The organism is Rhodococcus sp. NPDC058532 (assembly GCF_042719255.1).
Lineage (GTDB): Bacteria > Actinomycetota > Actinomycetes > Mycobacteriales > Mycobacteriaceae > Rhodococcus_G.
The window spans coordinates 6,822-22,447 of the sequence record NZ_JBHXNU010000020.1; the positions used below are offsets into that span (position 1 = coordinate 6,822).

Annotated in this window: 13 protein-coding genes; 6 read left to right on the forward strand and 7 right to left on the reverse strand. The window is 69.7% G+C overall.

The annotated features are described in order from the left end of the window. Nucleotides 1–121: 121 nt before the first annotated feature. Both ACFWQG_RS19635 and ACFWQG_RS19640 read right to left on the reverse strand, forming a co-directional pair. Nucleotides 122–754, reverse strand: a complete 633-nt coding sequence (locus ACFWQG_RS19635; RefSeq protein WP_378509325.1) for a vitamin K epoxide reductase family protein — start codon at nucleotides 752–754, stop codon at nucleotides 122–124. Further along, the gene (locus tag ACFWQG_RS19640) at nucleotides 729–1,388 is read right to left on the reverse strand and encodes a DsbA family protein (protein WP_378509326.1); all 660 of its coding nucleotides are present in this window, start codon (nucleotides 1,386–1,388) and stop codon (nucleotides 729–731) included. Before ACFWQG_RS19640 ends, ACFWQG_RS19635 begins: the two co-directional genes overlap by 26 nt. Before the next feature lie 180 nt (nucleotides 1,389–1,568). On the opposite strand from ACFWQG_RS19640, the gene ACFWQG_RS19645 reads away from it, so the two are divergent. After that, the gene (locus ACFWQG_RS19645) at nucleotides 1,569–2,846 is read left to right on the forward strand and encodes a PucR family transcriptional regulator (RefSeq protein WP_378509327.1); all 1,278 of its coding nucleotides are present in this window, start codon (nucleotides 1,569–1,571) and stop codon (nucleotides 2,844–2,846) included. A gap of 66 nt (nucleotides 2,847–2,912) precedes the next feature. Continuing rightward, complete coding sequence (locus tag ACFWQG_RS19650) at nucleotides 2,913–4,160, forward strand: cytochrome P450 (protein WP_378509328.1); 1,248 nt, start codon at nucleotides 2,913–2,915, stop codon at nucleotides 4,158–4,160. A gap of 177 nt (nucleotides 4,161–4,337) precedes the next feature. Here the strand turns inward: ACFWQG_RS19650 and ACFWQG_RS19655 are convergent, their stop codons facing one another. Further along, complete coding sequence (locus ACFWQG_RS19655; RefSeq protein ID WP_378509329.1) at nucleotides 4,338–5,780, reverse strand: DUF222 domain-containing protein; 1,443 nt, start codon at nucleotides 5,778–5,780, stop codon at nucleotides 4,338–4,340. Nucleotides 5,781–5,896: 116 nt separating this feature from the next. Continuing rightward, nucleotides 5,897–6,799, reverse strand: coding sequence for a LysR family transcriptional regulator (locus ACFWQG_RS19660; RefSeq protein WP_378509330.1), 903 nt, complete (start codon nucleotides 6,797–6,799; stop codon nucleotides 5,897–5,899). A gap of 141 nt (nucleotides 6,800–6,940) precedes the next feature. Between ACFWQG_RS19660 and mqo the strand changes: the two genes are divergently transcribed. Continuing rightward, nucleotides 6,941–8,359, forward strand: a complete 1,419-nt coding sequence (gene mqo / locus ACFWQG_RS19665) for a malate dehydrogenase (quinone) (RefSeq protein WP_378509331.1) — start codon at nucleotides 6,941–6,943, stop codon at nucleotides 8,357–8,359. 16 nt (nucleotides 8,360–8,375) lie between these two features. Here the strand turns inward: mqo and ACFWQG_RS19670 are convergent, their stop codons facing one another. Together ACFWQG_RS19670 and ACFWQG_RS19675 are read right to left on the reverse strand one after the other, a co-directional pair. Next, the gene (locus tag ACFWQG_RS19670) at nucleotides 8,376–9,950 is read right to left on the reverse strand and encodes an MFS transporter (RefSeq protein ID WP_378509332.1); all 1,575 of its coding nucleotides are present in this window, start codon (nucleotides 9,948–9,950) and stop codon (nucleotides 8,376–8,378) included. Continuing rightward, the gene (locus tag ACFWQG_RS19675) at nucleotides 9,943–10,515 is read right to left on the reverse strand and encodes a TetR/AcrR family transcriptional regulator (protein WP_378509333.1); all 573 of its coding nucleotides are present in this window, start codon (nucleotides 10,513–10,515) and stop codon (nucleotides 9,943–9,945) included. The genes ACFWQG_RS19670 and ACFWQG_RS19675 overlap by 8 nt, the downstream gene beginning before the upstream one ends. Nucleotides 10,516–10,693: 178 nt before the next feature. Between ACFWQG_RS19675 and ACFWQG_RS19680 the strand changes: the two genes are divergently transcribed. Next, nucleotides 10,694–11,656 (forward strand): esterase/lipase family protein, encoded by a 963-nt coding sequence (locus ACFWQG_RS19680; protein WP_378509334.1) that lies wholly within the window; start codon nucleotides 10,694–10,696, stop codon nucleotides 11,654–11,656. A 15-nt stretch (nucleotides 11,657–11,671) separates the two neighbouring features. Here the strand turns inward: ACFWQG_RS19680 and ACFWQG_RS19685 are convergent, their stop codons facing one another. Beyond that, a complete protein-coding gene (locus ACFWQG_RS19685; protein ID WP_378509335.1) occupies nucleotides 11,672–12,559 on the reverse strand; it encodes a TolB family protein in 888 nt (295 codons plus the stop codon). Nucleotides 12,560–12,707: 148 nt separating this feature from the next. On the opposite strand from ACFWQG_RS19685, the gene ACFWQG_RS19690 reads away from it, so the two are divergent. Together ACFWQG_RS19690 and ACFWQG_RS19695 are read left to right on the forward strand one after the other, a co-directional pair. Continuing rightward, entirely contained in the window at nucleotides 12,708–15,209 is a 2,502-nt protein-coding gene (locus ACFWQG_RS19690) for a nitrate- and nitrite sensing domain-containing protein (RefSeq protein ID WP_378509336.1), read from the forward strand. Then, nucleotides 15,206–15,619: a roadblock/LC7 domain-containing protein gene (locus ACFWQG_RS19695; protein ID WP_378509337.1), complete on the forward strand. Its 414-nt coding sequence runs from the start codon at nucleotides 15,206–15,208 to the stop codon at nucleotides 15,617–15,619. The genes ACFWQG_RS19690 and ACFWQG_RS19695 overlap by 4 nt, the downstream gene beginning before the upstream one ends. Nucleotides 15,620–15,626 lie beyond the last annotated feature (7 nt).

Here is a 15,626-nt window from a genome sequence, read left to right on the forward strand (position 1 = left end):
CGCCCCCCCCCCCCCACCCCCCCCCCCCCCCCCCCCCCCCCCCCCCCCCCCCCCCCCTCCCCTCCCCCCCCCCCCCCCCCCCCCCCCCCCCCGGGGTCGGCGCACCCGGTCGACCGTGAGGTCACAGCAGGGTGGACCAGTACGGGTAGAAGCGGTGCACGACCAGCCCGGTGACGGCGAGGAACCACACCGTCAGCGGCACCAGATGATTGCCTGCCGCGGTCACGACCTCCGCGCGGACCGGCCTGCCGAGGACGCCGTGGTGCAGGTTCCGGAGGGTGACGTACCAGAAGATCGGGATGGTCGCGGCCCACACCACCATGCAGTACGGGCACAGCGCCCCGATGACGAACAGGCTCTGCGCGATCAGCCAGTGCACGAACACGACGGCGGCGGTGACACCGGCCTGGAGACCCAGCCAGTACCAGCGGGAGAACCGGGCGCCAGCGAGCAGCGCCGCACCGGTGGTCGTCGCCACCGCGAACCCGGCAATGCCGAGCAGCGAGTTGGGGAACCCGAACGCCGAGGCCTGTGCGGTGCTCATCACCGACCCGCAGTTGAGGACCGGGTTCAGGCTGCAGGACGGGATGTAGTTCGAATCCGCTGCGAGAGCAAACTTCTCGACGGTGAGGACGAGCGAGGCGAGCAGCCCGGTGAGGCCGCCGAGAAGCAGCAGCCAGGGCAGGCTTCGGCCGAACGGGACTTCGATGTCCCTCACGGTGGCGACGTCAGCGGAGGGCGCGATCGAATGCATCGGTCAGGTCCTGATAGGTCTCGGGTTCGAGCCGCTGTCCGTCGAGGAAGAACGTCGGGGTGCCCCGCACCCCCAGCGCCTCGCCGTCGGTGACGTCCGCCGCCACCCGCGCCGCGGTCGCCGGGTCGGCGTACGCGGCGTCGAACGCGGCCAGATCGAGTCCGAGTTCGGCGGCGAATCCGCGGAAGACGTCGTCCTTCGGCACCCGCTGCTCACCCCACGTCATCTGCGTCTCGAACATTCGCTGATACATCTGCTCGAACCTGCCCTGCTGCGCTGCGGCCTCGACGGCGCGGGACGCGGGTTCGGCGTTGGCGTGCCCGGGCATCGGGAAGTGGCGGACCACGAAGGTGACCCGATCCCCGTACTCGGCGCGCAACTCCTCGATCGCGGGGTATACCGCGCCGCATGCCTCGCACTCGAAGTCGAGGAACTCGACGAACACCGGACTGCCCTCCGGGGCCGACGTGATCCGGTGGCTGTCCGGGCGGACCACCGCCGCGGCGCCGACGTCCGCGACGTCCGCGGCGGCCGGGGCGGAGTCGCCGCCGGATCGACCGAGCCACAGGACCGCCGCGACCGCGACCGCGAACACGGCGACCAGGGCGAGGGAGATCCGCACACCCCGATTCATGAGGCCGACCATCGGGACGATTCGGGCGAACCGGGCGCGGTAATCATGGTGACACGCTAACGGATCTCGACGCGGGCTCGTCCAGCCGGATCGGCACCTCGACCGGCGAGGGCACAATGAGCGAAGGCGACTGGTCCGACTGAGGGGCTGTCGGCCGGGACGCTGATATGGGGGCGGGAGATGGAGACACCAAGCACGGCACAGGCCGGGGAATGGATGCGGAGTTACGTCGCCGACACCCTCTCCCGCACCGACCTGGCCTCGTTCATTGACGGGGTCGCGCAGTCGATGGGGGCCGACGTGCCGGAGCTGTCCACCGACGCGGAGATCCAGCGTGACCTGCACTGGGCGGTCCGCAGCCAGTTCCGCCTCATCCTCGCCGCACAGACGTCGGACGCCTCGCCCCGGTGGTCCGTTCCGGTGGCACCGGAGGCCCATTCCCTGGCGCGCACCATCGCCCGCCGCGGCCTGGAACTGCGCGTGCTGTCGCAGCTCTATCACGCGGGCCACCGCGCGGTGTGGCGCTTCGTCACGGAGTTCGTGCACCGGGCCGACGTGTCGGCGGAGTTCAAGGTGCAACTGGTGGTCATGATGTGGGAGCAGACAAGTGAGGTCATGAACGCGATGCTCGAGGACCTCGCCGCCACCTACACGCAGGAACGGGAAAGGCTGCTCAGCGGCGCCTTCTCCATGCGCGTCAACACCATTCGGGAGATCCTGGACGGAACCCAGAACAGCGCCGCCGATGCATCCGCATTGTTGGGCTACCCGCTGCATCGCGTTCACACCGCGCTGGTGCTGTGGACCACCGACCACGCAGCCTCCCTTGACTCGAGGATCTTCGAGCCGCTCGCATCGCGGCTTGCCAGGTCCGCCTCCGCGACCGAGATCATCTGTGTCCCTTCCGGTGCACGGGGACTGTGGGCGTGGATGGTGACCGGCGACGTCGACCCGGTGCTGGATTCCTCCCTGGTCGTCCCCGGTGTCCGGGTCGCGATGGGACGTCCGGGGTCGGGCCTTGACGGCTTCCGGCGAACCCACCGCGAGGCGCAGGCCGCGCAGGACCTCGCCGCCCGGTCGCGAGGACGCGTGCCCGTCACCGACTATCGGGACGTGGAGCTGATCTCGATGCTGTCCGCCCGACCGGACGCCATGAGCGCGCTCGTAGACCGTGAGCTGGCCGGCCTGCTCGGGGAGGACGAGGTGGCGGCGCGGCTGCGCGAGACCCTGCGAGCAGTCCTGTCCCACCAGGGGAACCTCGAGGCGACCGCGCGGCACCTCACCGTGCACAAGAACACCGTGCGCTACCGGGTGCAGCAGATCGAGGAACGGCTCGGCCGCCGGATCACGCATCGCGCACTGCATCTCGAGCTCGCCCTCGACTGCTACGACGCGTTCGGTGCCCACGCTCCCGCTGTGTCGACCGACCAATTCACCGGCGGACGTGTGGACGGTTAGTCCAAGCGCGTGGCGCGGCTCAGCTGCCAGGCTGATGGTCCCTGGACCAGAAGGAGATCGCGCGCCGTGACCACCCCGCAGCTACCCGCCGGATTCGACCCCACCGACCCGGACATCTACGCCACCCACGTCCCGCACGCGGAGTTCGCCGAGCTCCGCAGGACCGCGCCGGTCTGGTGGTGCCCGCAGTCGCCGGACGTCGGCGGGTTCCACGACGACGGATACTGGGTCGTCACCCGGCACGCCGACGTCAAGGAGGTCTCCCGCGACGACGTGTACTCCACCTGGGAGAACACCGCGATCGTGCGGTTCAACGACGACATCCCCAGGGACGCCATCGAACTGCAACGGCACATTCTGCTGTTCAAGGACGCCCCCGAGCACACCAAGCTCCGCAAGATCATTGCCCGGGGCTTCACGCCGCGTGCGGTCGGCAGCCTCGAGGACGCCCTGTCCGAACGGGCGGAGCGGATCGTTCGCGATGCACTCGCATCGGGGGCGGGGGACTTCGTGACCCGCGTCGCCAGCGAACTACCGTTGCAGGCCATCGCGGAGCTCATCGGCATTCCCCAGCAGGATCGCGGCAAGGTCTTCGACTGGTCGAACCAGATGACCGGATACGACGACCCGGAGTTCGAGGGCGACCCGCAGGCGGCGTCGATGGAGCTGCTCGGATACGCCTACCGGATGGCGGAGGAGCGCAAGGGGTGTCCGGCCGACGACATCCTCACCCAGCTTCTGCAGGCGGACATCGACGGTGACGAGCTCGGGCCCGACGAGTTCGGGTTCTTTGTCATCCTGCTGGCGGTCGCGGGCAACGAGACGACGCGCAACGCCATCACGCACGGGATGATCGCGTTCCTGGACAAGCCGGATCAGTGGGAGCTGTTCAAGCGGGAGCGTCCGCGTACCGCCGCCGACGAGATCGTCCGCTGGGCCACTCCCGTCACGGCGTTCCAGCGGACCGCACTGGCGGACACCACGCTCGGTGGCCAGCGGATCAGGAAGGGGGACCGCGTCGCAATGTTCTATGCGTCGGCGAACTTCGACGAGGACGTGTTCGACAATCCGATGACCTTCGACATCACTCGGGATCCGAACCCGCACCTGGGTTTCGGTGGAACCGGGGCGCACTTCTGCATCGGAGCGAATCTGGCCCGCCTGGAAATCGACCTGATCTTCAATGCGATCGCCGATCACATGCCCGACATCACCCGGCTCGGTGACCCGAAGCGGCTCCGCTCCGGGTGGCTGAACGGGATCAAGGAGTTCGAGGTGAACTTCACCGGAGGAACCTGTCCGCGCACTCGGTGATGTGCTCGTGCAGTCGCGTCGCGGCGGTCGTCGGCTGGCTGCTGCCCGTGGCGAGGCCGATCGTCCGGTCGCCCACCCCGCGCGGAACGCGGGCGATGGCCTGGGCGCGCCGCCGGGCCGCGACCTATCCGGTCGTGGCCTCGGCGGCTCCGTGGTTCTATTGTGTTTCAGGGTGTTTCAGGTGCTGAACAGCAACTGTCTTCGATTGTGTGCCGGGATGGGTTTGCGGTCGGGGTCGATCCAGTGTGGGGGTGTGAACCACGGGTGGCCGTCGTCTCCGATGTACACAGTCCATTTGCCTTTGTGGATGTATCGGTGGTGAAAGCGGCAGAGTAGCACCAGGTTCGACAGTTTCGTTTCGCCTCCGTTGGCCCAGTGATGAATATGGTGGGCGTCGGTCCAGGCGGTGGGTCGGCCGCATCCTGGGTAGGCGCAGCCGCAGTCGCGGGCGTCGAGGGCGCGGCGGAGTCGGCGGGGGATGATGCGGGTGGTGTGGCCGATGTCGAGTGGGTTGCCGTTGTCGTCCATGACGATGGGGGTGATGGTGGCGTCGCAGGAGATGATGGCGGCGGTGTTGATGCTAATGGGTCCCATCCATGGCATCCACGCCGGACCCCTGCGGATGTAGCTGTGGCCGGAGCCTTGGACGGTGTCTCGGCGGTCGTTCCCGTACGAGTGGCCGCTGGCGTTGTTGTCGTCGGTGGGTGTGCCGTTGCCCCTGCTGCTTTCGTTCGGCGGTTTCGTTGCGGGGGTGTGTCGTGCGGTGGCGGTGGCGAGGTCGCCGAGGCCGACGAAGACGGTCATGTGGGGTTGTTCGCTGCCTTCGCTGGGGGCGTCGCCGGAGTTGAGGTAGTGGCGGATGATGTCGGCGAGGGCGTCGGCGCGGCGTTGGGGTGCGGGGCGTGGGTCGGAGTCGGGTTCGCCGTGGGTGTTGTCGCGTCCGGGTTGCGGCTTCGACAGTGCGGACAGGGCGGTGAGGACTTGTTCTCCGGTGGTTTTGTCGAAGTGGCCTTTGATTCGGAGTCGTCCGCCGGTGGTGGGGGTGGTGAAGAGTTCGTTGAGGGTGGTGTTCTCGTCGTCGGGTGGAACGCCGTCGTCGTCGCTGGTGAGCATGGTGCGGAGGGCGGCGACGCGTCGGGCGGTGTCCGCGGCGTGTTCATGTTCGGCCGCTGCGAGGAGGTAGGTGGTGCACTGTTGGCGGCATTCGGCGATGGGGTCGATGTGCTCGCCGTTGATGTGGGTGGGGTCGAGGTCGGCGATGAGGTGGGGGATGTCGTCGAGGAGGGCGGTGATGGACCGGATCTGGTCGATGTCTGCTGTTCCGGCGGTGAAGGCGTCGGAGATGGCTTTCCTGTCGCGGAGGTTACGTCCGGTGGCGATGATTGTCTTGGCGGCTGCGGGGGTGAGTTTGCTGGTGTCGGAGAGCCAGGTTTGTGTGGAGGATGCGCCGAGTGTGTGGGTGGTGCCGCGTTCGTCGATCTCGTGGACGAGGTGGACGCGGAGGGCGTCGAGTTGGCGCAGTCGTTCGGATAGTTCGGGGATGAGTGTGAGCAGGGTGTTTTCGTCGAGTTGCCACGCCTGTACCCGGTTGGGTGTGGTGAGTAGCTCGTCGAGGTCCATGTCTTGACGTTACTCGTATGTGTGTTCGATAGCAAGGGTGTTCGAGTGTGGATGTGATTGATGCGCAACAATATTCGGATCTGGCAAGTTGGGGAATCAAGAGTTCGACGTGGACTTCACCGGAGGAACCTGTCCGCGCGCTCGGTGATGTGCTCGTGCAGTCGCGTCGCGGCGGTCGTCGGCTGGCTGCTGCCCGTGGCGAGGCCGATCGTCCGGTCGCCCATGCCGGTCAGGGGAATGGTCACCAGGCCGGGATGCGGGGTCTCCGCTGTGGGCAGCACGGCGACGCCGAGGCCGTGCCCGACGAGCGCCCGGATCGTCTCGAACTCGCTGATCTCGAATGCGACGTGCGGCGTGAATCCCGCCTCGTCGCAGCGTGAATCAAGGACCTGCCGAAGGTGATAGGTCGGCGGGTTGGCGATGAACCGTTCCCCGGTCAGCTCCGCGAGATCGACCCGGCGGCGACCGGCCAGCCGGTGGGCGCCGGCGACGTGTAGCAGCAGCGGCTGACGGCCAAGGACCGTCACGGGGAGGTCGTCGGGTGGTGGGATCATCACGGCGAGGTCGAGGTGGCCGTCGCGCACCATCCCGGCGAGCGCCTCGCCGTGCGCCTGGACGAGGTGCAGCCGGATGCGCGGTGCCACCCGGTGGAAGTCGGCGAGCAGGGACGGGATGCTCACCGGGCCGAGGGTTAGCGGGAAGCCGAATCGGACGAGTCCGCCGTCGGGGTCGGCGTTCCCGCGGACCGCGGACACGGCGTCGTCGAGCGCCGACACCAGGTCGCGGGTTCGTTCGTGCAACTCGCGGCCGGCGGTGGTCAGGGTGACTCCGCGTCCGAGGTGTTGAAACAGCGGCACGCCCAGCGTGTCCTCAAGCGATCTGATTCGTCTGCTCAGCGACGACTGGGGCACCCCGAGAAGGTCCGCGGCGCGGGTGAAGTGCCCCTCGCGGGCGGCGGCGTCGAAGGCGGCCAGCTGGGGTACCACCGCCGCGGCCTCGTCCGGCAAGAACCGTTCCATATTCGGATCATAAACAGACGATTACGTCATTGGACGGATCAGTCTTGTCGGAGCACGCTGGGGAGACCATCACCCGCGACAGGGAGGGCAACCATGAGGCGCAGTGAATCATCAAGCACGCGAACGGAAATTAGCGGTGAGGTGGCCGACGTCGTGCTCATCGGGGGCGGCATTATGTCCGCGACGCTGGGGGCGTTGCTCTCCCGGGTGCAGCCCGACTGGTCGATCGTCCTGCTCGAGCGTCTCGACGGCCTGGCCGGGGAGAGTTCGGGGCCGTGGAACAACGCGGGCACCGGCCACGCCGGGCTGTGCGAGCTCAACTACATGCCCGACCCCGACGACCCGACAACGGCCGAGAGTATCGGGCGTCGGTTCGGTCTCTCCCGCGAATTCTGGGCGGCGCTCCTCGACGGCGGTGACCCTCCCGCGGCGGCGTCGGTCGTCACCCCGACCCCGCACATGAACGTCGTCTTCGGTGCCGCCGACGTCGACTACCTGCGGCGCCGCGTCGCCACCCTGCGCCGTTCCCCGCTGTTCTCGGCGATGGAGTACACCGAGGATCCCGAGCTGATCCGACGGTGGGCGCCGCTGATCATGGACGGCCGAAGCGGCGACGGGCCGATCGCCGCCACCCGCCACCAGGCAGGAACCGACGTCGACTTCGGTGCCCTGACCCGCGCGCTGGTGGATGCCATGACCGCCCGCGGGGCGCGGGTCCGCCTGCACCTCGACGTCATCCGGCTGGCGCGCGGCGACGACGGGTTGTGGTCCGTGACCGGCCGGGACCGGAGCGCAGGCACCGGGTTTCGGCTCCGGTCCCGATTCGTGTTCGTCGGCGCGGGGGGCTACGCGCTGACCCTGCTGCAGCGAGCCGGGATCCCGGAGGTGCGCGGGTATGCGGTCTTCCCGCTCGGCGCGCAGTTCCTGCGCACCCGCACCCCCGATGTCGTGGCCCGGCACGACGCGAAGGTCTACGGGCAGGCCGCGGTCGGGGCGCCGCCGATGTCGGTGCCGCACCTCGACCGGCGCGTCGTCGACGGCTGCCCGGCGCCGATGTTCGGGCCGTACGCGACGTTCAGTACCCGGCTCCTCACGCACGGCAGCCTTCTCGACCTGTTTGCCACCGTCCGACCCCGGAACATCGTGCCGCTGCTGGCGGTCGGCGTCCGGAACCTGCCGCTGGTGCGGTACCTGGTTGGGCAGCTGCTCGCGTCGCGGAAGCGAAAGTTCGCGCAGCTCAGGCGGTTCTATCCCGAAGCGGACCCGGCCGACTGGGAGCTGGTGCAGGCCGGGCAGCGTGCTCAGCTGATCAAACCGGACCGCCGCCGGGGCGGGGTTCTGACCTTCGGGACCGAGGTCGTGACCGGTGCGGACGGCACCATCGCCGGTCTGCTCGGCGCCTCCCCCGGCGCATCGGTCGCCCCGTCGGTGATGGTGGATCTGCTCGCCGCCTGCTTTCCCCGACGCGTCGAGGGGTGGGCGCCGGTGCTGCGGGAACTCATGCCGGGGGTGCGGGGCCTGACGCGGATTCCGCAGGGCAACAGGGACAGTCGAGGATGACCCCGTCCCGACGCCGTCAGTGGTGCTGCACCGTGATGTCCACGTCCCGGGGCGTCAGGGCGGCCACCAGCGCGGCCACCCCGAGGAGCGCGACCCCGCCGAGCAGGCCGATCGTGGTGAACGATTCGGTGAAGGCGTCCTGCGCGTGGACTGCCAACTCGGGGAGATCCGCCTGGCGCGCGACCTCCATTGCGCCGCCGAGGGATTCCTCGGAGACGCGGACGGCGGCGGACAACTCGTCGCTCGGGGGCAGGCCGGCGGTGACGGCGTCGAGGTGTAGTCCGTCGCGGTAGACGAGGGCGGCGACGCTGCCGAGGATCGCGACGCCGAGGACGTTGCCGAGATCGTAGGCGGTCTCCTCGATCGCGGCGGCGCTGCCCGCCTTCTCGGGCGGGCTGCCGGACATGATCAGCGCCGACGCGATCGCCAGCGAACCCGCACCGGCGCCGAGCACCGCGAGCGCGGCGGCCACCCACCCGTAGCCCAGCGGCGCCGGGGCGAGGTACAGCAGCAGGAAGCCGATCCCGGAGACGGCCAGGCCGCCCGCGAGGACCGCGCGGGCCCCGATCCGGGTAGCCAACGCGGGCGCGGTGATCGAGGTGACCGCGCCGCCCGCCGCCAGCGGCAGCAGGTGCACACCCGCGCTCAGCGGCGAGCGACCCTGCACGAGCTGTAGCCACTGCGCGCCGAGCAGCAGCAGCGCCGCCATCGCGAACATCGCCGCGAGTGCGGCGACGGTGCCCGCCGTGAACGACCGCCGGGTGAACAGGCGGACGTCAAGCAGCGGGTCGGGCCTGCGCAGGCAGCGCATCGTGAACCAGGTCAGCAGCCCGGCGCCCGCGGCGAACACGGCCCACGCGGTCGGGTTGGCGACGCCGTGGTCGGGGTAGTGCTTGGCCATGTTCTTGATCGCCCACACCAGCGCAACCATGCCCGTGATCGACAGCAGCGACGCGAGCAGATCCCAGCGTCCGGCGGTCGGGACCCGCGACTCGGGCAGCAGCCACGCGCCGAATGCCAGACCGACGACCATCAGCGGAACATTCACCAGAAACGCGGCGTGCCAGGAGAAGTGCTCGAGCAGCAGGCCCCCGACGATCGGGCCGATCGCGGCGCCCAGCGCGGTGACCGACGCCCAGATGCCGAGCGCGGTGGCCCGCTCCGCGGGGTTGCGGAACACCACGCGCACCATCGACAGGGTCGTCGGCATGATCATCGCACCGCCGAGGCCGAGCAGCGCACGGACCGCGATCACGGCCTCCGGGCTATCGGCGACCAGCACCAGCATCGACGCCACCGCGAACACCGCGAACCCGGCGAGCAGCAGCCGCTTGCGGCCCCAGCGGTCGGCGAGCGCGCTGGCCGATACGAGCAGGCCCGCAAGCACCAGCGAGTAGGCGTCCACGATCCAGAGTTGTTGTGTGGCAAAGGGTTGCAGGTCCGCGGCGAGATCGGGCAGCGCGACGTTGAGGACGGTCATGTCCATCACCACGGCAAGTAGACTCAGGGACAACACCGCGAGCGCGGCCCACCGGCGTGCGGGTGGCAGGTCGACCTCGTCGGCGACGGCCTGCGTGGTTCGGTCACTCATCGTCGTGCTCCTCGATCCGCAGGAGAGCCGCCGCCGCCGCGGCGAGGAACGGCTCGGACAGGGGGGTGTCGTGCAGCAGGGCGTGGGTGGCAGCGCCGTCGGTGAACACCGCGAGCGCGACCGCGGCGTCGCGGCCGGTGTGGACGGACAGCACCTCGACCAGGCCCTCGAACCACGTCGCCGCCAGCTCTCGCAGGCTGTCCTGGTGCAGGGCGGCCGCGTAGGTCGCCGCATCCGCGCGCACCCGGTCGGTGTTGCTGACGTACTCGAACAGGATCCGCCCGACCGTTGCGGGCGTCGGACCCGCGGCCGCCAGCTGGTCGGCGATTTCCCGCAGGTCGGCGGCGGCGCGGTCCCGCAGCAGCGTCAGCGCCTCGCACCCCAGCTCGTCGAGGGAGGCGAAGTAGTAGGTCGTCGAGCCCAGTGGCACCCCGGCCCGCTGCGCGACGTGCCGGTGCGTCAGCTCGGGCAGACCCCCGTCGACGACCAGGTCGGCCGCGGCCTCGACGATCGCCCGGCGGCGGCCCTCGGGGTCGCGTCGCGCCCGGGTCCGTTCCTCCGTCATGCCCACCTCCCGATTGTGTACAGACGTACACTATGACCGCATATGTACATATGTACACGAAGTTGGGATCGGTGGCACGGCGGTCCGCGCAGGCCGGGTGATCCGCCGCGTTCGGCCTCCGGCGCGATCCGACCGGGATAGCCTGACGCGATCATGTCCTGAAACGGGGGGAGTGGTCATGCGGCGGAGCCTGACCCGGCGGGTGCCGGGATCGATGCTGATGCTGGTGGTTCTCGCGATGCTGTGGTCCGCGGCCGGAGCGGGCACCGCGCGGGCCGAGCTACCGGTCGACTACAACTTCTTCGCCGGGGTCCCCGCCGAACTCGCGAATCCAGGCGGGTCGCTGCCCGGCTCCAACGACTGGTCCTGCGCCCCGTCCGCGGCGCACCCGAACCCGGTGGTGCTGGTGCATGGCACATCCGGTGGCGCGCAGACGAACTGGGGCGCGTTCGTTCCGGCCCTCGCCAACGAGGGGTACTGCGTCTTCGCGCTTACCTACGGCGCGCTGGACGTGCCCTGGCCACTCTCGGCGATGGGCGGCATGCGGCCCATCGAGGAGAGCGCGGGCCAGCTGGCCGCCTTCGTCGACCGGGTGCGTGCGGCGACGGGCGCCGAGCGGGTCGACCTGGTCAGTCACTCCCAGGGGAGCGTCGTCGGCAACTACTTCGTCAAACGGCTCGGCGGCGAGGGTCGGGTGGACAGGTTCGTGTCCATCGCGGGTCCGTGGCAGGGGGCGTGGGGCGACCAGATGGACCTGTGGCGGGGGATCGGGCAGCGGTTGGGCGTCGAACCCGACGACCTGGACGGGATGATGTCCATGAGCGTCTGCGCCGCGTGCTCGCAGCTGGTCGGCGGATCGCAGTTCATGCGGGACCTGAATGCCGACGGCGTCTACGCGCCGGGCGTCGACTACACGAACATCGCGACGGTCTACGACGAGATCGCCTACCCGTACACCAGCGGCCTGATCGCAGCGCCCAACGCGGTCAACATCGTGGTGCAGGACGGCTGCCCGACCGACTTCTCTGAGCACCTCGCGATCGCGGGCAGCCCGCGCACCGCCGGCTTCATCCTCAACGCGCTCGACCCCGCACACCCGCGGCCGGTGGGCTGCGAGTTCGTGCCCCCGGTCACCGGCTGACCCGGGACGCGGTGGTCACCGGCCGCCGCCGATGCTGGGGTTCTGCGCGGAGATCGACCGCGGCGTCAGCCGCTTCTGGTCGGAGCCGTCGGGATTCATCGACGCGAGTTCCGGTCGGGTCGGGACGGAGGTGTCGGTGACCGGCTCGCCGGTGGGAGTGGTCGCGCGGGTGTAGAGGATGCGGGTGCCGTCGGGTGTGAACTCCGGGTGCACGGCGTAGGTGTCGGTCAGGGGCGTGATCGCACCGCCCGCCGCGGGCATCGAGTAGATCTCGGAACCGTTGTTGCCGCCCCGGTTGCTGGAGAAGACGAGGGTGGATCCGTCGGGCGAATAGGCGGGATCCGCGTTCCAGAACTGGTCGCGCAGGACCACCATGGACGGCCCGCCGGTCACGGGTGCCTCGACGAGGTAGCCGCTGACGGTCACCAGGATCCGCAAGCCGTCCGGTGAAAGCGTCGCCACCGTGCCGTGCTCCGCGAGATCGACCACCCGGGCATTGGTTCCGTCGGTGTCGACGATGGTGATGCTCTCACCGCCAGCGGTGGTGAATGCGAGCATGGAGCCGTCGGGCGAGTAGACGGGTTGGTATCCGCCCTCGTACACCGTGCGCACGGCGCCCGATTCGAGGTCGACGATGTCGATGAATCTGCCGGCGCGGGTGTAGGCGAGTTCGGTGCCGTCCGGGGATAGCGCGGCGTACCCCGCCCTGCTGTCGACGGTGTCGTCGGCCACGGTGGGAGTCACCTGCCGGACCCCGCTGCCGTCGAGGTCCATCACGAACACCTGGCCCCACCCGTCGTCGAACGACACGACCACCGGTGCCGGTTCCGCGGGTTCGCCCGCGCATCCGGTCACGACGACGCAGGTGGCGGTGAGGGCGAGTGCCGTTCGCAGGAGACGCATCCGGTGATCATCGCACCACCGACGATCGGTCGTCGGGCGTGCCAACCCGGCGGGTAGGGTTAAACAGCAAGCGGCCCAATCGAATCAAAGGGCAGGGACGGCCAGGGGCGAATTACACGCTGGGTATTTGACCGGTTATATTCCCCCGATGCTGAAAGTGCGCCTCGGTGTCCGGGCCCGGGTCCTGGCCATCGCATTGGTCCCCAGCCTGGCGTTGCTCGGGATCGGTGTTGGCACCACCGGATACCTGATTCGGGAGAGCCGCCAGGCCGAACAGTGGGCGGCGGCGAACCTGGATGCCGTGATCCACGCTCGCGACGTCGTCGACGGCGTCGAGCAGGAGCGGATGCTGACCCTGTGGCAACTGGCCGGGCAGCGGGGCGATCCGGCCGTGCTCGACGAGGTGCGGCGCGGCGTCGACGCCGCGTTCATCGCGCTGGCCCCGTACTCGGTGCGGCTGCAGGAGGTGTCGCAGGGCACCGTCGGTGCCGACACCGGCGGCTTCGACACCCTGCTCGCCAGCCTGCCCCAGATCCGCGGTCAGATCGACGCCGGACGGATGTCGATCGAGGACACCTTCGGCCTCTTCAACACCATCCTCGACGCGGTGGCGCTGGGTACCACGCTCATCACCTCCAACGCGCCCGACGCGGGGACCGGTGTCGCGCTCCTCAACGGCGTCCGGGTGCTGCACGTGATGGAGGGAATGTCGCGGTCCGCGGCGCTCACCGCCGCCGAACTGGAGGGCAGGCTCGTCGGCGGCCCCCTGCACGACGACTACCGAAACCTGGTCGGCTCCTACCGGACCGCCCTCCCGCAGCTCGCCGCGGATCTCGGCGCCGACCCGGCCGCCGCGAAAATCCGGGCGGTTCTGGCCTCTCCCGCCTGGCAGCAGGTGGGGGAGATGGAGAGCTACCTCATCGCGCCGCCGGAGGCGGACCGGACCGGTGACGAGCCGTCACCGCCGATGACCTTCGCCGAATGGCGCACCGCGCAGGAACAGCTGTCGGCGGGCGTGATCGACGCCTGGAAGGACCTCAACGACCGCGCCAATGCGATCGCCGTCGACGAGGGCCAGCGCACCGCCGAGACCTCGCTGTGGGTGGGTGCCGCGGTGCTCGGGCTCACGATCCTCGCGTTCCTGCTGTCGTTGTGGCTGGCGAACCGGCTGATCGGGCGGCTCAAGCGTCTCCGCAAGGAAACGCTTGACCTGGCCGAGGTTGAACTGCCCGACACCATGCGCCGGCTGAGGGCGGGCGAGCACATCGACCCCGAGCCCGCGCACCTGAATTTCGGAAGCGACGAAATCGGTTCGGTGGCACAGGCCTTCAACCGAGCGCACGCGGCGGCCGTGTCCGCAGCCGTCACCGAGGCCCGCACGCGTGAGGGGGTGCGCGCGGTGTTCCTCAACCTCGCCCACCGAAGCCAGATGGTGGTGCACCGGCAGCTCGAGGTTCTCGACGAGGCCGAGCAGCGCCAGGAGGATCCGGCCCTGCTGGAGACGTTCTTCCGACTCGACCACCTGGCGACCCGCGAACGCCGCAACGCCGAGAACCTCATCATCCTCGGCGGCGGTGAACCCGGCCGTCAGTGGCGGAGCCCGGTGCCGCTGGTCGACCTGGTGCGCAGCGCGATCGGCGAGAGTCTCGAGTACACCCGGGTGTACACCCGCCGGGTGCCGCAGGTGTTCATCGTCGGCAACGTGGTCGCCGACCTTATCCACCTGCTCGCCGAGCTGGTCGACAATGCGACCGCGTTCTCCCCGCCGGCATCCCGGGTCGAGGTGAGCGGCAACGTGGTCGGCAAGGGCGTCGCGATCGAGATCACCGATCAGGGCATCGGCATGTCTGCCGAGGAACTCGACCGCGTCAACGAGATGCTGCGCAATCCGCCGGACTTCTCCGTCGAAACGCTGTCGGCGACGTCCCGGCTCGGCCTGTTCATCGTGTCCCAGCTGGGGGCCCGGCACGGCATTCACATCCATCTCGTCGATTCCGAGTACGGCGGCATCCGCGCGATCGTGCTGCTGCCGCACTCGGTGGTCGCTGGCGATGCGGCGCCCGTGACGGGACACCTGCCCAACCGGTTCGCCGAGCGCCCGGCCGCGCAGCCTGCCGCCGCGATGCCGGAACTCGTTGCCCCGGACCGCGGATCGGCGGTGGGTGGCGCACCCACGCCGCCGGCTCCGCAGGTTCACATGCCGACGCCGACACCGCAGGCTCCGATGCCGACCGCAGATCAGCCGGGGCGGACGACGACCCGGTCCCAGGCGTGGACCGTCGACGAGCGCGACGGCCGCACCCCACCCGCCGTGCGCACCGAACCCGCAGGATCCACCGGGTCCACCCCGGTGTACGACCCGCCGACCGTCACCGTCGACACCGAGGCCCTCACGACGAAGTCGTTGCCGGACAGCGGCGGCGAGGGGCGGCCGAGCCTGCCCCGCCGTCGCAGGCAGGCAAATTTGGCGCCGGAGCTGGCGCACGATGGCCGGGTCGAGGCGGAGCCGCAGCAACCGCCGCGGTCGGCGGAACAGGCGCGAGATCTGATGTCCGCCATCGCGTACGGTACGCAGCAGGGTCGGCAGCCGGATCCCCAGGCCGGACAGACATCCATGGACGAGACGGAAGACGAAGGACGCGGACGATGACGACTTCTCCCTCAGGTGAACTGAACTGGCTCCTCGACGATCTGGTCAATCGTCTCGCCGGGGTGCGCTACGCGGTCGTGCTGTCCACCGACGGGCTGCTGCTGGGCCGGTCGACGGCCATGAGCCGGGAGGACGCCGAGCATTTCGGCGCCATGTCGGCGACCCTGCACGGGCTGGCACGCAGCGCGGGGCAGCGCTTCAAGGGCGGCGCCGTCCGCCAGGCGGTCATCGAACTGGAGAACGCGGTCCTGTTCGTGACCGCCGCCGGCAACAATGCGTGTATCGCATTGCAGGCCAACGGGACCGCAAACCTGGGTATGGTCGCGTACGAGATGAACCTGACCGTGCAGCGGATCGGCAGCCACCTGTCCACCGACCCGCGTGCGGCTGTCGCCGAGCACGGCGCATAGAGGGGCG

Excerpts from the sequence above, each read along its gene's own strand:
- ACFWQG_RS19635 (WP_378509325.1), bottom strand. The coding sequence starts at position 754 with ATGCATTCGATCGCGCCCTCCGCTGACGTCGCCACCGTGAGGGACATC.
- ACFWQG_RS19640 (WP_378509326.1), bottom strand. The coding sequence starts at position 1,388 with ATGAATCGGGGTGTGCGGATCTCCCTCGCCCTGGTCGCCGTGTTCGCG.
- ACFWQG_RS19645 (WP_378509327.1), top strand. The coding sequence starts at position 1,569 with ATGGAGACACCAAGCACGGCACAGGCCGGGGAATGGATGCGGAGTTAC.
- ACFWQG_RS19655 (WP_378509329.1), bottom strand. The coding sequence starts at position 5,780 with ATGGACCTCGACGAGCTACTCACCACACCCAACCGGGTACAGGCGTGG.
- ACFWQG_RS19660 (WP_378509330.1), bottom strand. The coding sequence starts at position 6,799 with ATGGAACGGTTCTTGCCGGACGAGGCCGCGGCGGTGGTACCCCAGCTG.
- ACFWQG_RS19670 (WP_378509332.1), bottom strand. The coding sequence starts at position 9,950 with ATGAGTGACCGAACCACGCAGGCCGTCGCCGACGAGGTCGACCTGCCA.
- ACFWQG_RS19675 (WP_378509333.1), bottom strand. The coding sequence starts at position 10,515 with ATGACGGAGGAACGGACCCGGGCGCGACGCGACCCCGAGGGCCGCCGC.
- ACFWQG_RS19680 (WP_378509334.1), top strand. The coding sequence starts at position 10,694 with ATGCGGCGGAGCCTGACCCGGCGGGTGCCGGGATCGATGCTGATGCTG.
- ACFWQG_RS19685 (WP_378509335.1), bottom strand. The coding sequence starts at position 12,559 with ATGCGTCTCCTGCGAACGGCACTCGCCCTCACCGCCACCTGCGTCGTC.
- ACFWQG_RS19690 (WP_378509336.1), top strand. The coding sequence starts at position 12,708 with ATGCTGAAAGTGCGCCTCGGTGTCCGGGCCCGGGTCCTGGCCATCGCA.
- ACFWQG_RS19695 (WP_378509337.1), top strand. The coding sequence starts at position 15,206 with ATGACGACTTCTCCCTCAGGTGAACTGAACTGGCTCCTCGACGATCTG.